Origin of the sequence: Siminovitchia sp. FSL W7-1587, from assembly GCF_037963795.1 — a bacterium.
In the GTDB taxonomy this organism is placed as follows: Bacteria; Bacillota; Bacilli; order Bacillales; family Bacillaceae_C; genus Siminovitchia; species Siminovitchia thermophila.
On the sequence record NZ_CP150169.1, the window covers coordinates 3984147 to 4002847 of the forward strand.

Here is an 18701-nt window from a genome sequence, read left to right on the forward strand (position 1 = left end):
GGATATGATTATCTAGAGGGGTGTTTTTGTGTCGAAATGAAAAAGAACATCTAAAATTGATAAGTGGATTAAAGAGGGTCGAGGAACTGGCAGTGGGGCAGATTATCAGAATTCAAGATGTTTCCTCATTAGGTCGGTTTACAAGGTTAAAAGGTATAAAAACCGGCAGACAACATGAGTTTTTATCGGATATTTGGAGCGAAACTACTTTCATTTGACTGAATTTTCTGATGTTTTTGGGTATTCGCGAACAATTTCCTTTATTACCACAAGAGGAGACGATTATCATTGCTGAAGAGCTTGGGATTAAACACCTAGAGATCCAAAAACAGGCGATCAATTGTTATGACAACGGACTTTTTATCCCGCCTGTAAGGTGCCGTATACACCACTTCAAGACTTGAGTTGATACAAAAGGTCTAAGCGGGAGAAAATGACACCTAATTGCCCGATTCGTTCAACTAACATTCAGTAGGGATGGAAGAAAACGCCTACTGAATGAAGTTTCACTTTATAATAAATTACTTGTGAATCTTATTAATGACAATGGCGCTTGGACGAGTAAATCATTAAAGATTATTGAAAATCAGGATGTTATTGTAATGAAGGCGAAGTATAGTTCTAAAGGTATTCGTCATAGGAGAGAAATATTGTTAAACAAGTTCATTTAACAAATTTCTATAAAATTAGTGTTCTTCCACAATCGGGCTTTTAATGGAAAGTATTTCTAAAAAAAATGGATATTTATATTCGGATATTGTTCAATGAAAGTATAGGCGTATTAAGGGTTCAGGAATTTTATAGAAAAATGTTCAGAGAGGGGGATGCTACTTGAAAAGAAAAGTATTATATATTGAAGATAATGAGAAAATAGGCAGTTGGGTAAAAGAAGAATTGGAACAGCGAGGATTTTCAGTTCAGTGGCTGCTTTCTGGTGAAGGAGCCGAAAAAGAAGTAAATCTGTATGAAATCATTATTTTGGATATTATGTTACCTGGTTTAGACGGATTTACTGTGGGAAAACGATTAAAAAAGGCAGCACCTGCTGTTCCAATATTGCTGTTATCTGCTAGAACATCTATAGATGATAAGGTGGATGGTTTACAATTTGCGGATGACTATTTAACGAAACCATTCCATACAGATGAATTAGTTGCAAGATTAGAAGTATTAATCCGTCGAAGTGGTGGTATACATTCCGAACGAATTGCATTAGGAAATCATATTGAAGTAGATCCAGAAGTCCAAATGGTATATGACAAGTACACAGGAGAAGAAATTATATTGACAGGGAAACAACATCAAATTTTAATGTACTTCTTACGACACCCTAATCGAGTTTTACCAAAAGAACAAATTTATGAAGCGATTTGGAACGAACCCTACATAACTGGTGATAAAACATTAATGGTGCATATCCATCGACTGCGGCAAAAATTGGAGCGTCATCCAGATTCCCCAGAGATTATTGAAACGTTGAAGGGAATAGGCTATCGGGTGAAACTATGAAACAGACAAGATCATTATTTCGTCGCTTTCTAAAAGGACATTTTCTATTTATCTTTTTTCCTTCACTTGTGCTTATTTTCTTCTTTGCGTCCTTTGGGGTTTCTATCAATGAAGAAGATTTGAATATCAATACCTTACATCAATTTTACATTACACTACTCTTGTTGGGTTTTATTATTGTCGCATTTGTTGTAATGTCTGGGCTGTTCTTCGTGAGACTCCGTAAACGCCTCACCCGCTTACAGGAAGTTATGTCATTTTCAGCTAATCACAACACATTTCCTACACCAATAGCTGTTCAAACGGATCGTATGGATGAAATAGACCAATTAGGAAGTTCTTTTAATTGGATGATTCAGCAGCTTGAAGATAGCCGCAAGCGAGAATATGAAGAGGAATTATTACGACATCGACTGATTGCGAATTTATCTCACGACTTACGAACGCCACTTACTATTTTGAGGGGCCATATCACCAAATTAAATAAAGAATCCATGAGTTTAGAAGCACAAAATTCGTTAACAGAGATGAACCATACGATTACAAGAATCGGAGATCTAATGGATGATTTGCTTTCCTATACATTGCTTACATCAGGAAAATATCCTTTTGGGCCGACACCAACAGATATTGGACGTTTAGTAAGAGCATCTGTTGCTGCGTGGTATCCTGCATTTGAAGAAAAAGAAATTCAGTTTGATGTTGATTTACCGACAGAGAAGACTTTTTATTGGGAAGTAGATCCTACATGGATGACACGAGTTCTGGATAATTTATTTCAGAATATTCTTCGCCATGCAGCAGAGGGAAAGTATGCCAACATTGTAGTTGATGTAGAAAAAGAACAGATCATTGTTGCAGACAGAGGTCCAGGCATGGATCACTCATCCTATGAGCGTGGAGCGGGAATTGGTTTATCGGCTTCAAATTATATGTTGAAAAAAATGAAGCTGAAAGCTGATTTTACATCAACTGAAAATGGCACAAAAGTAGCTATTGGCAGAGCTTAATTTAAAGTTAACCCAGAAGTAAACAACATGATAACCAAGATGTAACTTTGCTTCTTTATAATGAGAACCATAACAGAAAGGAAGTGTTATGGTTGCTTACAATTCATAACTTAGTCAAACAACGCGGCAATCAAGAAATCTTATCAGGTGTCAGTTTTAAAGCCAGACCCGGAAGAGTAACTGGCTTTTTAGGTCCAAATGGGGCAGGGAAAAGTTCTACACTTCGCATCCTGCTTGGATTAGATCGTGCCACCTCAGGGAGTGCACTCATTAATGGAGTGCCATTTGCAGAATTACAGAATCCTCTAACAACAGTAGGTGCCGCACTTGATGGATTTGGAGCTCATCGTATGCGAACAGGACGGGCACATTTGCGTTGGATTGCTCGTGCCGCAGGGTTGTCTCGGTCACGTGTCGAGGAAGTTCTGGAAATCGTAGGTCTTACGAATGCAGCTGGGAAAAGAGTTGGGAGTTATTCCCTTGGCATGGGAAGAAGACTTGGAATGGCGGCTGCACTACTTGGGGATCCAAAAATATTAGTTTTAGATGAACCTGTAAATGGGCTCGACCCAGAAGGGATTCGTTGGATTCGGACATTTTTACGTGAACGTGCTGCGTCTGGTAAAACGGTGTTACTATCCAGTCATCTAATGGGTGAGCTTGCAGAGACTGTTGATGATGTTGTGATTATTAATCATGGAAAAGTCGTTGCAGATGGAACATTGGAAGAAGTAATAGGTAACCATTCCACGCTGGAGGAAGCCTTTTTTGCCCTGACATCTAAATATGCAGGTGATGTTGTATGAGGGCATTCAACGCGGAACTATCTAAATTGTTTTCCCTGCCGGGCATTTGGCTTGCCTTTCTTATTGGAGCATTTGCCCCAGCGGTCATTGCTGCCTTGGACAGTATAGTAGAAAAAGAGGATATTGTAGCTGGAGTAAGCACACGACTATCAGAAGTTGGCTATATTGGATTAGGTCTTGGTGTGCAAGGTATCATTATTCTTGGTGTGCTTGCTGTCAGCAGTGAGTATTTGACAGAGAGCAGTGAATCTGGTGGAGGGAATCAGATTACAACGAGTTTAACCGTTGTTTCATCCCGTTTCCACTTTTTGCTGGCAAAAGCAAGTGCTGTGACAGTGATCAGCATACTGCTTTCCATTGTTGCTATTCTAACAACTGTATTGGCAACAAATCTTATTCTTGGTGAATACGCCCCTGCATTTGAAGCATCTAGACTGGTCGGCGCGGTTTGTTACTGGGTATTTACCGCTCTTTTGGCATTTGGAATTACGGTTCTAACTAAGAATGGGATTATCCCGCTTGCTGTGCTCATGATAAATTCATCTGTTGTGACAGTCTCTTACCTCCTTACTAAGGTTACAGAATTAGCGTTTTACTTACCAGACATGGCTGGCCTTGATATGTTTATGTTTAGGAGCGACAGCTTTCACACCCCATTCACAGGTGGTTTCATCATGTTTGCTTGGGTAGCCGTTCTTTTCATTGTAGCCGCCATTGTATTCCATAGGAGGGACGTTGCATCATGAGTGCCTCTTCCAGTAGAAAGATAACACGAATCCTTGGTGCTGAACTGGATAAATTAGTTACATTACCGTTGGTATGGCGCACTCTTATGGGTACATTCATTCTAAATGTAGTTTTAGCAGCAGCTTTTACTTCTGCTGGTCCACAAGGGGCAGCAGGAACGCAAAGTATACTGAATATAGGACTTGCTTCTATGGGATATCTTCAAGCAGGGTTCATTATTCTTGGTATCTTAGCTACTTGTTCGGAGTATACGGGTGGACAGATTCGAACTACGTTAACTACGATTCCTTGGCGTGGGTTTCAATTATCCATGAAGCTCTTAGCTTTGGCAATTGTAACCATTCCTATGGCGTTTATCATTGCTGCCTCAGGCGTACTATATGCTTTTATGATGATAAGAGACACAGCATTCGTGATTGAAATAGACGCTATGATCAAAACTTTAGCAGGTGCAACAGGCTATCTAACATTAACCACCCTTCTCAGTGCGGCTATCGGAGCTCTACTCAGACGAACCACTCCTGCTCTAGTGGTCCTGCTTGGTCATTATTTCATTGTCAGTCCATTATTGAGAGATTTTCTACCCCGTATTAAAAATGTTTTTCCGGATACGGCAGGATATTATATGTACATGCCGCCTACCTCTAATGAAATAAATATCCTTACACCAATGAAAGGAACAGGTATCTTCATGTTATGGACACTGATATTTATTACAGTAGCTATTGTATTTTACCGTAAACGAGATGCCTAAGTTTAGGTTTTATCATTTAGACAAAATAAAGAAATTGATTTATAGAGAATCTAGGGGAGGGAACCCCCCACTGATGGAAGTTTTGTTTATAGGTTTTGCTATTTTGCTTGTATTAAGAAAAGTAAATCTACGGCGTAATGAGCTTTTCTATTTTATGTTATTTGGTATTCAATCGCTCGCTTTTTTTTATCGAGGCTCTACGGACAGATAACTTAATGCTTACAGAGCATCTAAAAATGGCGCAAACAATTTCAATTTTGCTTATTTAACATTTAGAAGGATAAAGGGCTATGCGCATGTTCGTTATTTAGATAACGGATCCTGAATTTAAAAAGTCTGGAATTGTTTTCGAATAAAATTGAGAGTCAGAACTCAGGGTAATAGCTCTCTAATTTGCAAGAGAATTTCCGTAAGTAACTTATAGGAAAATGGAAGAGGTTATTCATGAAAATATTTGAGGCACATAAAGTGAAATTTCATGTATTGGGAGTTTTTTCCATCTCCTATTATTACTATTAGACGAGCCGCTAACTGGGTTAGATGATAAGGCAAAAATTGAACTTTTGAGTAAGCTAAATTCACTTATTAAAAATTTCAAACTTGCAAAATAGGTAATTGTGCTAGACTGGTATTCGATGGATAATTTTACAACGCAAAGAAATATGTATAGTTTCCATAGAAAGGAAGGGTATATGACTACTCACAAATCGGAAATTAGATTGGAGTCCGGGCAGCAAATTGTTGATCCAGAAACAAATATTTTGCCGCATCACATGGAAATGGCTATGAAAGTTTATGAAGCTAGTGGAATGACAGTGACGAGTAAGGTTATTCGAGAACCAGAAAGTGCTGAGTATGGTGCTTGCCGTTTTGGACTGGAAGGGAAAGATATCGTTTTTCGCGAAGCAAAGACAACACCAGTTAAAATAGGTCAGTTCGTAACCATATGGAAACGACCTATAGATATAATTCTCCCATTTGACAGCACGGATAGTGTAGATTTTGTCGTTATAGGTGTAAGCAGTTCACAAAACCAAGGCCAGTTTGTTTTTGATAGAAAAATACTCATCGAAAAGGGAATTATGTCTCATAATGGCAAGAAAGGAAAAACGGCTTTTCGAGTCTATCCGCCGTGGACTGAACCTGCGAGCAAACAGGCTCTGAAGACACAACAATGGCAACTCCGTTACTTTTTTTCTTTTGGGCCACATGTGGCTATTGACAAAGAAAACATACGTAAACTTTTTAATCTTTAACATATAAAAGTTGTTGTTGAGTTAGAAAACGAAACAACCAATGACGAAAAAGCAAAACTTGGCAAAGTCATTAATAAAATTTAAATGTGTTAAGGCACATTTAAGAAGGAAATGTTTTTGCCTCCGTTTATCCCGCTTGTAAGGTGCCGTAAGACTCCCACTTCAAGACCTGAGTAGATACATAAGGAGAAAACGGCACCTAAATGCCCGATTCGTTCAACTAACATTCAGTAGGAGATGGAAGAAAACGCCTACTGAATGAAGTTTTACGTTATGAATATGACAAGCGGGAGTGAAATTCATGTTCATCAAAGGAAATAACAGCCAAGGGTAGAAGAAACCCAAGCATTTTGGAAAAAAGATTGATCCATGCTTGGGTTTGATTTTGGAATAGATTTAGTCTACGTAAAAAGACTGCGAATTTCCCCAGTCTTTTTACATAAAAGTAATTATTTTTTATTACGCAGAAATGTTTTGATGAGATGAAGACTTCTTTGTTAGGGAGGCGTTTATTATTAACGCTATACAAATTGTACCTGTTGTAGAAAGAACAACGCCGTTCCATGCAAATTCATCCCAGATAATACCTGGAATCCAAGAACCGAGACTTCCGCCTAGATAGAAAAAGAATAAGTAAAGGGAAGTAGCCGCTCCACGAGATGTTGTTGCAATATCAGTAACAAAAGCTGTAGTAGCTGATTGTGATGCGAAGTTTCCAAAAGCTAATAAAGAAGCACCGATAATAATTGTTGGCAATGTCCCGAAAAGGGTTAACAATATTCCTATAACTGCGATTATATGCCCATTAGCCATCGTCCATCTTCTTCCAATTTTATCTGATATATATCCTGATATTGGTGCTGATAATAATCCAAACGCATAAGTTAAATATAATAAAGAAACTTCCGTAACAGTTAGGTGAAAAGGTGCTCCACTCACATAAAACGGAATATAAGTAAAGAAACTAATAAATGCAAAGAATTGTGCAAAACCAATAGCGAATGTTCCAACTAAGGTGGGGTTTTTAAAGTGAATAAGAGCACTATCATTATTCTTTTTTGTTTGATTTTTAGGATTGGGCAGATATATCCATACAAGAAAAGCTACAACAGCAGAGAGCGCAGCCATACATCCAAAAACAGCTTTCCAGGAAAAGAGATCTGCTATTGGGCCAGAAATAACCCTACCTAATAATCCTCCTCCGACATTCGCACTTACATAGATACCCATGATTTTACCTCGATGTTTCGCTGGAAACTCTTCTGAGGCATAAGCCATCATGACAGCCGTTACACCAGGTATAAATAAACCATATGCAAATCTCCAGAATAAGATCGTAGTGAATGAATCTGATACGGCAATCATGGCACTTGGAATAATTAAAGCTATACTCGCTAACAAAATAATTTTCTTTCGGTTATACAAATCAAACTTTGATGCCAACATAAAAGAGGTTATAGCTAAGGTGATAATGGTGATAGAAATAGTATGACTAACAGCCGAGATGGATAATTGAAATTCATTCTTCCATATAGGTAGCAGGGGCTGAGGTGCATAGAGAAGAATGAATGCATTGGCTGTAGCCAAAAATAATGCTAGAAGCCGCATGAATCATTATCACCCCTTTATAGATAGTCCAATGTCCCCTTATATACTAATTTTGGATAGATTAATCGTTCTGCAGATGCTTCTGTAATATGTGCACACCATCAGTGTCATGATTTACTAGAAAAGTTCCTAATATTTGATATAATTTTCGAAATAATGTTAACACACACCCTTTTATTAAACAAGAATATTTTTACATAAATGACATCTTGTTCTTAAAATCCCTTAATATGGACGTTTATAAATGTAAATAAAAGTTAATCAAAAGTACGCAACAAACGCTGATTTTGTAAATATAAAAAAACATCAAATTGGGTTCTACCGTTTTGAATAGTTGAACTCAGTAGCTAGTTTTTCAAATCATCATTTACTATTTAGCCTTTTTGACATCTGGCACACGAAGTGTTGTATTTCGTATTTCATCAACGACAATCTCTTTTCTGGTGAAAAAAGTTTTTTTAATCAAACTTTATTTCAACCAATAAAACAAAGAGCGACTATTTAAGATAAAGCTTGATAAAAACCTTGCTCTATGTGACAATATGTTCGTACAGAATAAGTTTTTTATCCTGATAATAAAAATCTAATTAAAGCAATGCTAGGTTGAAACTAGCAATAAACCGTAGATTCTTTTTTTAGTTACGTAAAGAATGCTGTCATTTAGAGAGAGGAGTGTCCACCCATGAAGAAAAAATCACTTAAGTTCTTATCTTTTGGATATGGATACTCTACTGCTGTTTTTTTCTAGAAATCATTCCACAGGTGAAGTGTGTCTAAATTTGATTTTCTAGAAAAACGGCAGAAAATTTCTAAATGGCGGTGAATAAATGGAAAACAGAAAAGTTACAAGGAAAAACCCATCAAGTATGCCTGCACCGGTGGGGAATTACACACATATCACAAAAATCCCAAGGAATGCAGAGTTATACGTTGCATCAGGTCAAGTCGGTATGGATCAAAATGGGCAATTTCCGCAAAATATGAATGAGCAAGTGAGTAATACGTTTACCAATATAAAAAAAGTGATGGAATCCGAAGGGTTACATGCTGAAAATATTATAAAAGTAAACATATGGGCTACTGAGATAATTGATTGGGATTTCTTAGATTCAGAGTGGGATCATTTATTTAGCAATGATTATCCGGCAATGACGATTGGATATCTTTCTGAGCTAGGTTTACCTGAGATAAAAATTGAAATAGAAATTTGGGCAGCCAAAGTATAAAATATAAAGCTTTAACACACTTCATCAAAACCATGGAGCATCTAAAACCAGATGATTCCATGGTTTTTCTTATGAGAAATTTCAAAACAAACGGGCTCGATTGTGGAAGTGGTTGGAAAATGATCAAGCTATTTTATAAAGGCTGTGACTTATTATTGCTTCTTCGATGATCAATATAAAAGTTGTGGAGTAAAGGAGTTAAATGTAAGGTAGAAGCTGTAAGAGAGTTTCCGAGCAGATAAAATCTTTTTGCGTAAATAAAAAGAAGACACTTGCCAACTTCCAAAAATAATTGTAGACTCCCGTTCATCCACGTTTGACAGGATGCAGCGGTTAAGATTGATTATATGAGACATGAGGATCATTTAAAAATGGCGGATTGTTGGGAGCCGTTTGCCAAGCGGCCGAAAACAATCATTATTCAAGTGTGTATATTAACTCCGACCAGTTCACCCATCATTTTCATCGACAGCTCAGTTATAAAGAATTCTTATTGCATTTGTAAGGCAGGCATGGTTAATTGCATTTCATACATTTTTTACTTGCTAAAGAAAATATGTTGAAAGGATGAAAAAATGTATTCTATAGGTAAATTTTCTGAAATATGTAATATTCCTGTTAAAACTTTACGTTATTATAGCGACATTGGATTACTAAAGCCTTCTTATATAGATCCTGTAACCAACTACCGATATTATGACTATGATAAAATTCAAACTTTGAAAAAAATTAAGCTTTTAAAAAGCTGTCATCTCTCTTTGGCGACAATTAAGGAACTGATTGAAAGCTCTGATCAAATAGACTGGAAAAGCATATTAGAACATAAGGTTACTGAACTTGAGGATGAAAAAAAGCAAATTTCCAAGCAAATAGAAGAGATGAATCGATTAAAACTACAAATCGAAAAAGAGGCTTCTATCATACCAGGACCGCTTTTATCCGACTGTTTTATGGAAAAACGAAAGGAACTACTAGTTTATACGGTTCGTGAGAAAATAAACGTTACATTTATTGATCAGTTGGTTAAGAAGTTGTTTGATCGAGTTTATGCTTTTAATCTGGAGATTATCGGTAATCTCATGGCTGTTTTTCACGAACGAGACTTATATCAAAAAGAGGCAGATGTGGAACTGCTGATTCCAATAAAAGAAACGAATAAAATAGACGGTTGTAGTATGTTAGCTGGTGGAACATACGCATGCCTGACTGTGAAAGGCCCCTATTCAGAGTTGGATGCAGGATATGAAAAGTTGAGAAGCTGGCTAATCGAACAGAATTTATCCCCTGTAGGGAATGCGTTTGAGATCTATGAAAAAGGACTTGTTCCTTCCGATTTTAATATAAGAGAGATCCGACCAGATTTGAACAGACATCCTTCCGAGTTTATCACGAAAATATGTGTACGGGTTACCAAGAAAGATCATTAAACAACAGTTTTTATATAGAAATAGGGTAAACTCTCCACCTGCTGGAGGGTTTATTCTTTATATAGACAAAGAAATAAAGGGGGAAAATTATGATGTATATCCGGGAATAAAAGGCAAGACTTACGAGGGAACCCTTTATCGATCCGTGCCAAATTCAATGCATTGCTCGAACGAACCTTCACGGATTTGCTGATGCTTGTCATTCTTTATGGGAAGAAGTTAGTTCATTTCTTTTAAGAATATGCGTATTTGAAATAGCTAGTATGTATTTCCACGATATGCATCCATCATTTTGACTGAGGAGAGATAAATTATGAAAGAAACCATTCAAGCTTCTTTTTCGTATCTTGAAGGCACTAGTTATGAAATTGGTAGAAGGCAAGGAGAAGAAATAAAAAAGAATCCTGTAGCAAAGAATACAGTTTTATCAGTCAAACCAATAGACGAGGCAAAATGTAAGGATATGGAACTAATTAGCCCCTAAATGAACTTGGACAATAAGGGTAAAAAATAATATACTGCTTAATGTACCAAGGAGGCTAACAACATGACACGAAACAAACACTCCAAGGAGTTTAAATTACAAGTCATCAAAGAGGCCCAGGAGACAGGCAATAACAGCCTTGTTGCCCGCCGTTATGAACTGAATTCCAACATGGTATGCCGTTGGGTGCGGGAATATAAAGACGGAAAATATGGTGATGTTGATGTCGCTGTTTTACCAGATTTTGACCCGAAAGAAGTATCCAAGGAAAATGAAAAGCTTAAAACATTGCTTGGTGAAAAAGACCTTGAAATCGCGATTTTACGCGACATTATAAAAAAGAAAAACCCTCACTTGCTGAAAAAATTGAAGTAGCCGACCACTGGATTCAAAAAGGCTATTCTATTTCTAAGGTGCTAAAGGTCATAGGGATCGCTCGTTCCACCTATTATTACCAAAAGAACTACCGTGTGGAAGAGAAAAAAGTGAGTGAGGGACGTCCAGCACCAGGTTATTCCTTCACAGAAGACGGACGAAAAGTATCAGACGAACAAATCAAAGAATTCCTTCTGGAGGAAATTGCAGGCGATGGCTTCAACTATGGCTACCGCAAACTGACTAAGAGGCTTCGCCGCGAATATAGCCTTGTCATCAACAAGAAGAAAGTCTACCGGTTGTGCAAAGAGCTGGGTATCCTGCGTCCACAACGCAAAAAGAAGACCCAACACCCTAGGAAACTGGCACGAAACCGTACGATAACAGACTCAAACCAACTATGGGAAGCGGATATCAAATACGGCTACATCGAAGGGGAAGACCGGTTTTTCTTCGTCATGTCCATTATCGATGTATATGACCGTGGAATTGTCGCCTATCATAACGGATTAAGCTGTACAGCTAAAGATGCCGTCCAGGCACTTCAACAAGCATTGTTAAGACGCCAACAATTCAACGCAGCGATCAAACCAGTGATCCGAACAGACAATGGGCCACAGTTTGTTTCCCATACTTTTGAGGAATTTTGCGAAAAATACCATATGGAACATGAAAGAATTCCGCCAAGAACGCCGAATATGAATGCCCATATTGAATCTTTTCATCGAATTTTTGAAGATGATTGCCTCTCAAGGTGGCAGTTTGAAACCTATGCGCAAGCCTATGAAGCTGTCACGGATTTTATGGTCTTCTACAACGAAAGACGGATGCATTCAAGTATTTTGGACCTATCACCTCAGGAGTTTTACGAACAAAATAAGCATCATAAATTGGAAATCAAAGAGGTTCGCGTGTGATCGATTTGAGGGAGTCAGGGCCGATAGGAATCCTAGTCAGGCTACGAAAGGAGCCACAGCGCAGCTGCTTGCCATTTACCGCAGCGCCCGATTCTTAGTAGGCGGTGGAAGGGGTCGGGGCCCCGCCAACGAATACTTAGAATCGACTTGTCCGTGTTACCATCTGTTGCAGGCGAGCCTCTAGGCTTTTATTTTCGCTAACCTGCATGGATACCGCTACACGGACAAAAGCAAGGTCAATGGTGGCGGACAAGAAGCACAGAATCCAAAATCAAGAAATAGAGAGCTATTTTAAGAAAAAGATAGATTAAGAGTAACCATGTCCAAAATACGGGGGTTAATCCGGGAAAAGCTCATGAACCAGTATTGTCCAGGTTTAAACGAAGAATTACAAGGGTTTGCAGATGAGCTTAATGTAAAGCCAAGTGATCTTAACTTCTTCGATGAAGCGTTGCTACAACTAGGTGGATGTAGTTTGGGTGCTGTTTTACCGATTAAGACAAATGATCATAAAACGTATGTCCTAAGAAACTACGACCTGTCCCCAGCCATCTCTGATATGAGACTCTGCACAACAAAAGTAAAGGGGAAATACAGTCATACTGGATTTTCCGTTTCATATTTCGGTCGAAGCGAAGGCTTAAATGAAAAAGGGTTTTGTGTAGCTTTTGCTGCTTGCGGTATGCCAGTTGGAAAACACCCGGGAATGAAAAAGCCGACTATAAAAGGGTTACAGTTTATGGTGATCGTCAGGGCGTTACTTGAAAATTGTAAAGACGTTGAGGAAGGAATTTCTTATATAGAGGATATGCCTATTGGAACAAATATGAATTTGCTTTTAGCAGATGCTGATGGTCATGCAGCTTTAATCGAAACTTATGATGGAAAAAGAGCTGTAGAAAAGAGCACCAACAAATCAGAATACATGATTGCCACTAACCATGCCCTATTCCCTCATATTTCGAGAATAGAAAATAGCATGTTGGAACAGTCCAAAGTACGTTATGATTTTATGGAAAATAGTTTAAAAAGCAATGATCTTATCTCGAAAAATCATCTGCGAAGTTTCCTATTACAAGAGTATCCTGAGGGGTTAACTGTGCATAATTATCAACAACATTTTGGAACCGTGCATTCTATATTGTTTGATTTGAATGCCAAACAACTGGAATTCTCCTTTGGCTCTCCTATACAAAATAACATGCATCAGTTAACAGTTGGAGAAGCTTTACCTGCCTCTGATTTAAATGTTTTGGTTGAGAATACAGATTATGGACCCAGTTTTTGGAGAATGAAAGTGTAGTTGAAAAGTGATGAAGAAGAATGAAGCAACTTGATGAATTATTTATTTCTTGGGAGAAAAATAAATTTTTTAAACTGTTCTGTTTTTTGAACGATTTTATACCGCATATAAGGTGCCGTAAGACTCCTTCTTCAAGAGCCTTGAGTTGATACAAAAGGTCTAAGTGGGAGAAACGGCACCTAAATGCCCGATTCGGTCAACTAACATTCAGTAGGAGATGGAAGAAAACTCTTACTGAATAAAGTTTTCACCTGATGCGCATTTGCGTCTTTAAAATGTTATGATTAAAATAAATTTTGATCACAACAACCCTTTAACAAAAAGGATTGTTTTTTTCTCAAAAATAAAGTGAACTAAGGCAAGTCCTGGAATTGATCGGGTGAGGTTTGAAGGAAACGCACAAGAAACATGATCAACGACAGGGAGCAAATTCGTAAATGAGTATGCCTAAATCTAAATCCCGTGTCACCTAAAAGCCAATGTTCAAATACATGATCGGTTAAGGCTAGCCATGAAAAAGATTAGCAATGCCAATGATGTTGCTTTATCAGTAACATAGAAGGGAACATTCGGTATGAAAAAATCAAAAGACACTAAAGTTTTAATAGATAGTTTAATACCATTGGGAATGATTTTTGGTTGTGCCATTGGTGTCGTTTTCGGCATATTTTTCCTCGACTTTCTATTGTTAACAATTGTGATAGGTGCAGGTATAGGTTATTTATTTGGAGTTATTGCTTATGTAATGTTTAGTAAGAAAGAAAAATCATAGCTTCAGAATATAAATAACATATCTATAGGAGAAGCGTGCTGTATTTTAGCATGCTTCTTTTTGGTTGGTATATTGAAAGGCCCCCCGAAGTTGCTTTGCTACTACTAGAAGACAATTAAAGCGGTAATATCGCATGTTTTGTAGAAGGAATTGGAATATACTTAATGAAAATCAATCATAAACCGAAAAAGGGGAGAATGATGGACAAGATATTACAAGGGATAGCTAACTTTATAAATAAAACAGATAAAAGATTAATCATTGGGATTTCGGGCCATGGTGCTTCGGGAAAGACAACGTTTGCAACTAGTCTTGCAAAACTTTTGGAACAACAAGGTGTTAATGAGCTGAATACTGATCCATATATAATTGGCTCTCATCTTAGGAAATATGCTGTAATAGATTATGAATACAAAAATAAGAATCATCATTATAAAATGACCGCCTGTCACCCTGCAGCTCATCATGTATCAGCTTTAGAGAGAGACATAAACATGATCAGGGATGGCTTAGACCTCTATACAATTGGGACACATTATATAAAGAGCAGTTTACTCTCTTCACAAAACAAAATAACCATTGTTGAAGGAATGAGTGTTGCATTTACCAATCCTGATTTGTACGATTTAACCATTTACTTATATACGGATGGAGAAACGGAGTTAATGAGAAGAAGTGAACGGGATGTTTCGGAGAGAGGAATAGACATCCATTATGTAAGGCAATCTCATGAAGAGCGTAGAATTCAATATGATTTGTTTATGCATCCTTTTCATCGAAGTTTTGATATTGTTATCAAAAATTCAAATGAAGAGGTTATTGTAGAAAAGGGTCATTTTAAAAAAAACGAACCGAGCGGAAGAAGAACTAACATCCTGTTATTTTAAGATGTCGTCAACGGATAAAGTCGAGCTGGCGATACTTAGATATAATCTTTTCTAAATGTTTAATCATAATGGCGACAGCAACTAAAAAACATCTTGCTTTATTGCATATGTGATTTGTTCAGGCATGGGCAGGAGCTTTATTAGGCAAACTTGTTTAATGGCACATGTCCTTTATTGGAGGTCATGCTTACTCCATATAGTGAAACTTCATTCAGTAGGAGTTTTCTTCCATCTCCTACTGAATGTTAGTTGAACCAATCGGGCATTTAGGTGTCATTTTCTTCCACTTAGACCTTTTGTATTCATTCAAGATTTTGAAGTGGGCGTCTTCCGGCACCTTACATGCGGGATATAGTGAAACTTCATTTAGTAGGAGTTTTCTTCCATCTCCTACTGAATGTTAGTTGAATTAATCGGGCATTTACTGGCAGTTGACCCAGCACTTTCTACTTACATTTTAGATTTCTAAGCAAAGGGGCTTACTGCCAGTTAATGCGGGATAACTGAACGATCGCGGGACACTATATATAGTGATTAACATCAGTTACGTTTCCTTACATCATCTGTAAGTGTTCCTCGACTTTTATGCTGGTTATAATGTGTATAACTCAATTCGATTTCAAAAATGATCATAAAAAAGGGGAGTTATGCATGGCCAGAGAAGGAAAATTACTAGAGGTTCAAGACTTACAAAAAAACTTCGGAAAGAAAGACAATATAACAAAAGCTTTAAACGGTGTCAGTTTTGATATTCTCCCAGGAGAATTTTTAGGAATCATGGGACCAAGCGGGTCTGGTAAAACGACGTTATTAAACTGCATTGCCACGATCATCAAGCCAACTGCCGGGCGGGTACTTTTAAATGGGAAAAACATCAGTGCTTTTGACAGTAAAGATTTAGCAGAATATCGGGGTAGTCGAATTGGGTACTTGTTTCAAGACTTTGCGCTGCTAGATAATTTAACGGGACAAGAAAATATCCTATTGCCGCTGTCTATTCATGGGGTGGATTTTGCGAAAGCACGTGCCAAGTTAGATGAGCTGGCCAGTTTTTTTGAAATTACCGATATCCTTCATAAATTTCCATCTCAGATGTCTGGAGGACAAAAGCAAAGGGTGGCTGCTGCCCGCAGTTTGATTTCTGATCCAGATATCGTTCTTGCAGATGAACCGACAGGAGCATTGGACACACGCTCTGCAAAAATCTTAATGAATAAGCTGGAAGGAATTAATAGAAGTAGTGGAAAAACAATTTTAATGGTCAGCCATGACCCGAATGCTGCAAGCTTTTGCTCCAGAATTCTTTTTATTCAAGATGGTGTCATCTTTCATGAACTGCGTCGCAAACAAGATGAGTCTCGCGAGAAATTTTATGACAGAATTTTAAAGGTATTAGCTCAGCTTGGGGGAGGAAGCGCAAATGTTCTATAGGCTGATTTATCGTAATGCGAATCGAAGTCGGAAGGAAAATTTAATCTACTTTGCAACACTAGTCACAGCAGTGGCCTCGTTTTATATCATTCTTTCACTTGGAAGACAAGATGTGATCCTATTCTTGAAAGAATTTGAAAGTGATGCGATCGATAAACTCTTATCGCTCATGCCCCTTGTGTATCTATTTGCCTTATTCCTATTGTTTTTCTTGATTTTATTTGCGAATCAGTACCAATTAAATCGGAGAAGCAAAGAGTTTGGACTTTATCTCATGTTAGGAATGCGCAAAGAGCGTCTAGTTCTTCAACTTGCAGCAGAGGGGCTTATGACGTCAATTTTGGCGCTCATTGGCGGGATTTTAATAGGCGGATTTTTAGCGGAAATCATCAGCTTGACGGTTTCTAAACTAGTCGGACAGGGAATTATCGGTCATCAAATAAGCTTGTCGGTAAGCGCGATAATCTTTACGATCATTGGTTTTTTATTCATCCAGCTCATCGCATTAGTCATTCTTGGCGGAAGATTATTTAATCAAGAGGTACATCAATTACTTTATGAGCAAATGGATAAGAAACAAGATAGGGGACATTTTAAAGGCAACATACTCCATATTTTAGTGGGTATTGTCTTACTAGGTGTTGCCTACTGGATTGTTTTATATCGTTTTATGGATTTTGCAGGACTGCTCTTGTTTGTGGCATTGGCTCTCGGATGTTTGGGAACGATCTTTTTTATGAGGGGATTTGGAAAACTATTTGGCTTAATGGCAAGCTTGTCCGAGGGTAAATCTACGAAAGGGCTGCGCACATTTACTTTAAGGCAGTTCCAGGAAAATGTAGCGAATAAATCCATTTCTGTTGCTGTAACATCGATCCTCATCACATTGTCGATCATTTTGATCACAAATGGTGCTTCAACGATTATCGGTTTCGATAGTGCTATTACTAGGACTTCCTCGTTATATGATTTTACGGTTCATGGAGATCATCAAAAGGTTGAGCAATTTCTTACTTCAGAAAAAATGGTACCATATGTAGAGGACTTGAATCTATTAGAAATCGGGAAAATGAAATATAAGGATGAACAAGGGGATGGCAACTCGCCCTCATCGTTGGTAGACTGGTCTGAATTAAGAGAGCAGCTCATTATGGCTCTGCCAAGCGACTATAAAGAGCAGCTTTTATCCGGAGAAATGCAAGGTTACACGATTAGTTCGGAAAACCCCGATGCACTTAACTTGCTTGGGGTCCTAGAGATTGATGCAAAAGCACCTTACCTCATTCCCGAATCATCTTATAATGGACTTTTAAAGGCAATAGGAGAAAAACCACTGAACCTGCATGCAGATGAAATTGCTCTATACTTTAATCCAGACCTTTTGCATATGGATAATTTAGAACGCATGCCTGTATTAGATCGTATTCTTGAAAAGGCTGAAAAAGAAGGGCAAAGTTTGATGAGCATTCATGATCAGGCAATATCTATACGACCATCCACTCCGATGAGAGGGTTAGTCGCAGACCGTTCGGTAGAAATTCATTCCGCATTTATCGTCCCCGACCCTATGTTTGAACAATTTTTAAATACGGAAACTTATGTGTCTTATTGGAATTTTCGCATCCCACAAAAGCTGCAAGATGAGCAAGGTTTAATGAAACCCATGATGGAAGCCAGAGACTTATTACAATCTTCGGGCTTTCAGTTTGAAAGTTATTTGCAAAACTTTGGACGTCAACTCTTCTATGTTGTTGCGGGTAGTTATACGACACTATATGTGGGATTCTTATTCTTGATTATTGCTTGTACGGTATTAGCTTTACAATTTTTGACACAGATGAAGCAGACTGGACAGCGCTATGTAACACTTTCCATGTTGGGAGCAAAACGGAATCAAATGAAAAAGTCGATGCATAGACAAGTGTTGTTGGCTTTTCTGTTACCTATGTCTCTGGCATGTGTGAGTGCGGCTGTTGGGATAAAGGCAATGATTTCATTTGTGGTGATTCGCATCGAAGACAATGCGTTACTTTATCCGATTTCCTTTGCCTTTGCATGTGTCGTCATCCTCATTTTTGTGATTTATGGAGTAGCCGTTGCCCGTTCAGCAGGTCATGAGATCGATAAATTGCGCTGGAAGCCAAATATAGATTAAAGAAAGGTTACATTTTTATGTAGAAGGAGGTGTC

16 protein-coding genes and 1 pseudogene are annotated in these 18701 nt (G+C 38.0%); 16 read left to right on the forward strand and 1 reads right to left on the reverse strand.

Features of this window, described 5'->3' with window-relative positions; genetic code table 11:
* Window positions 1-831 precede the first annotated feature (831 nt).
* From NST31_RS18725 to NST31_RS18755, 7 genes and pseudogenes are all read left to right on the forward strand, one after another.
* Entirely contained in the window at window positions 832-1509 is a 678-nt protein-coding gene (locus tag NST31_RS18725; protein WP_077114352.1) for a response regulator transcription factor, read from the forward strand.
* Window positions 1506-2519 carry a HAMP domain-containing sensor histidine kinase gene (locus tag NST31_RS18730; protein WP_339162585.1) on the forward strand — a complete coding sequence of 338 codons (1014 nt, stop codon included), beginning with the start codon at window positions 1506-1508 and terminating at the stop codon, window positions 2517-2519. Before NST31_RS18725 ends, NST31_RS18730 begins: the two co-directional genes overlap by 4 nt.
* A gap of 92 nt (window positions 2520-2611) precedes the next feature.
* Entirely contained in the window at window positions 2612-3325 is a 714-nt protein-coding gene (locus NST31_RS18735) for an ATP-binding cassette domain-containing protein (protein WP_339162586.1), read from the forward strand.
* Window positions 3322-4071: an ABC transporter permease gene (locus NST31_RS18740; RefSeq protein ID WP_339162588.1), complete on the forward strand. Its 750-nt coding sequence runs from the start codon at window positions 3322-3324 to the stop codon at window positions 4069-4071. The genes NST31_RS18735 and NST31_RS18740 overlap by 4 nt, the downstream gene beginning before the upstream one ends.
* Window positions 4068-4826 carry an ABC transporter permease gene (locus tag NST31_RS18745; RefSeq protein ID WP_077114344.1) on the forward strand — a complete coding sequence of 253 codons (759 nt, stop codon included), beginning with the start codon at window positions 4068-4070 and terminating at the stop codon, window positions 4824-4826. Before NST31_RS18740 ends, NST31_RS18745 begins: the two co-directional genes overlap by 4 nt.
* A 91-nt stretch (window positions 4827-4917) precedes the next feature.
* Window positions 4918-5151: pseudogene (locus NST31_RS18750) on the forward strand (prolipoprotein diacylglyceryl transferase family protein); the annotation flags it as partial.
* A gap of 310 nt (window positions 5152-5461) precedes the next feature.
* Window positions 5462-6082, forward strand: coding sequence for a MepB family protein (locus NST31_RS18755; protein ID WP_339162589.1), 621 nt, complete (start codon window positions 5462-5464; stop codon window positions 6080-6082).
* Between the two features lie 459 nt (window positions 6083-6541).
* On the opposite strand, the gene NST31_RS18760 is transcribed toward NST31_RS18755, so the two are convergent.
* Window positions 6542-7690 (reverse strand): MFS transporter, encoded by a 1149-nt coding sequence (locus NST31_RS18760; RefSeq protein ID WP_339162591.1) that lies wholly within the window; start codon window positions 7688-7690, stop codon window positions 6542-6544.
* An 827-nt stretch (window positions 7691-8517) separates the two neighbouring features.
* On the opposite strand from NST31_RS18760, the gene NST31_RS18765 reads away from it, so the two are divergent.
* The 9 genes from NST31_RS18765 (at window position 8518) to NST31_RS18805 (ending at window position 18667) form a co-directional block, all read left to right on the forward strand.
* Window positions 8518-8916, forward strand: coding sequence for a RidA family protein (locus tag NST31_RS18765; protein WP_339162592.1), 399 nt, complete (start codon window positions 8518-8520; stop codon window positions 8914-8916).
* A 575-nt stretch (window positions 8917-9491) separates the two neighbouring features.
* On the forward strand, window positions 9492-10343 hold the full coding sequence (locus tag NST31_RS18770) for a MerR family transcriptional regulator (RefSeq protein WP_339162594.1): 852 nt from the start codon (window positions 9492-9494) through the stop codon (window positions 10341-10343).
* A gap of 313 nt (window positions 10344-10656) precedes the next feature.
* The gene (locus NST31_RS18775; protein ID WP_339162595.1) at window positions 10657-10827 is read left to right on the forward strand and encodes a hypothetical protein; all 171 of its coding nucleotides are present in this window, start codon (window positions 10657-10659) and stop codon (window positions 10825-10827) included.
* A gap of 63 nt (window positions 10828-10890) precedes the next feature.
* Window positions 10891-12119 (forward strand): IS3 family transposase gene (locus NST31_RS18780; RefSeq protein ID WP_212951973.1). Its coding sequence is split into 2 segments (ribosomal slippage): window positions 10891-11179 and window positions 11179-12119, totalling 1230 coding nucleotides; the frame shifts between segments, so codons are not numbered across the junction.
* A gap of 319 nt (window positions 12120-12438) precedes the next feature.
* Window positions 12439-13422 (forward strand): C45 family peptidase, encoded by a 984-nt coding sequence (locus tag NST31_RS18785; RefSeq protein ID WP_339162597.1) that lies wholly within the window; start codon window positions 12439-12441, stop codon window positions 13420-13422.
* 574 nt (window positions 13423-13996) lie between these two features.
* A complete protein-coding gene (locus tag NST31_RS18790) occupies window positions 13997-14194 on the forward strand; it encodes a hypothetical protein (RefSeq protein WP_077114330.1) in 198 nt (65 codons plus the stop codon).
* A gap of 200 nt (window positions 14195-14394) precedes the next feature.
* Window positions 14395-15081 carry a phosphoribulokinase gene (locus tag NST31_RS18795; protein WP_339165619.1) on the forward strand — a complete coding sequence of 229 codons (687 nt, stop codon included), beginning with the start codon at window positions 14395-14397 and terminating at the stop codon, window positions 15079-15081.
* 651 nt (window positions 15082-15732) lie between these two features.
* Window positions 15733-16512 carry an ABC transporter ATP-binding protein gene (locus NST31_RS18800; protein ID WP_077114329.1) on the forward strand — a complete coding sequence of 260 codons (780 nt, stop codon included), beginning with the start codon at window positions 15733-15735 and terminating at the stop codon, window positions 16510-16512.
* Window positions 16502-18667 carry an ABC transporter permease gene (locus NST31_RS18805; protein WP_339162599.1) on the forward strand — a complete coding sequence of 722 codons (2166 nt, stop codon included), beginning with the start codon at window positions 16502-16504 and terminating at the stop codon, window positions 18665-18667. The genes NST31_RS18800 and NST31_RS18805 overlap by 11 nt, the downstream gene beginning before the upstream one ends.
* Window positions 18668-18701 lie beyond the last annotated feature (34 nt).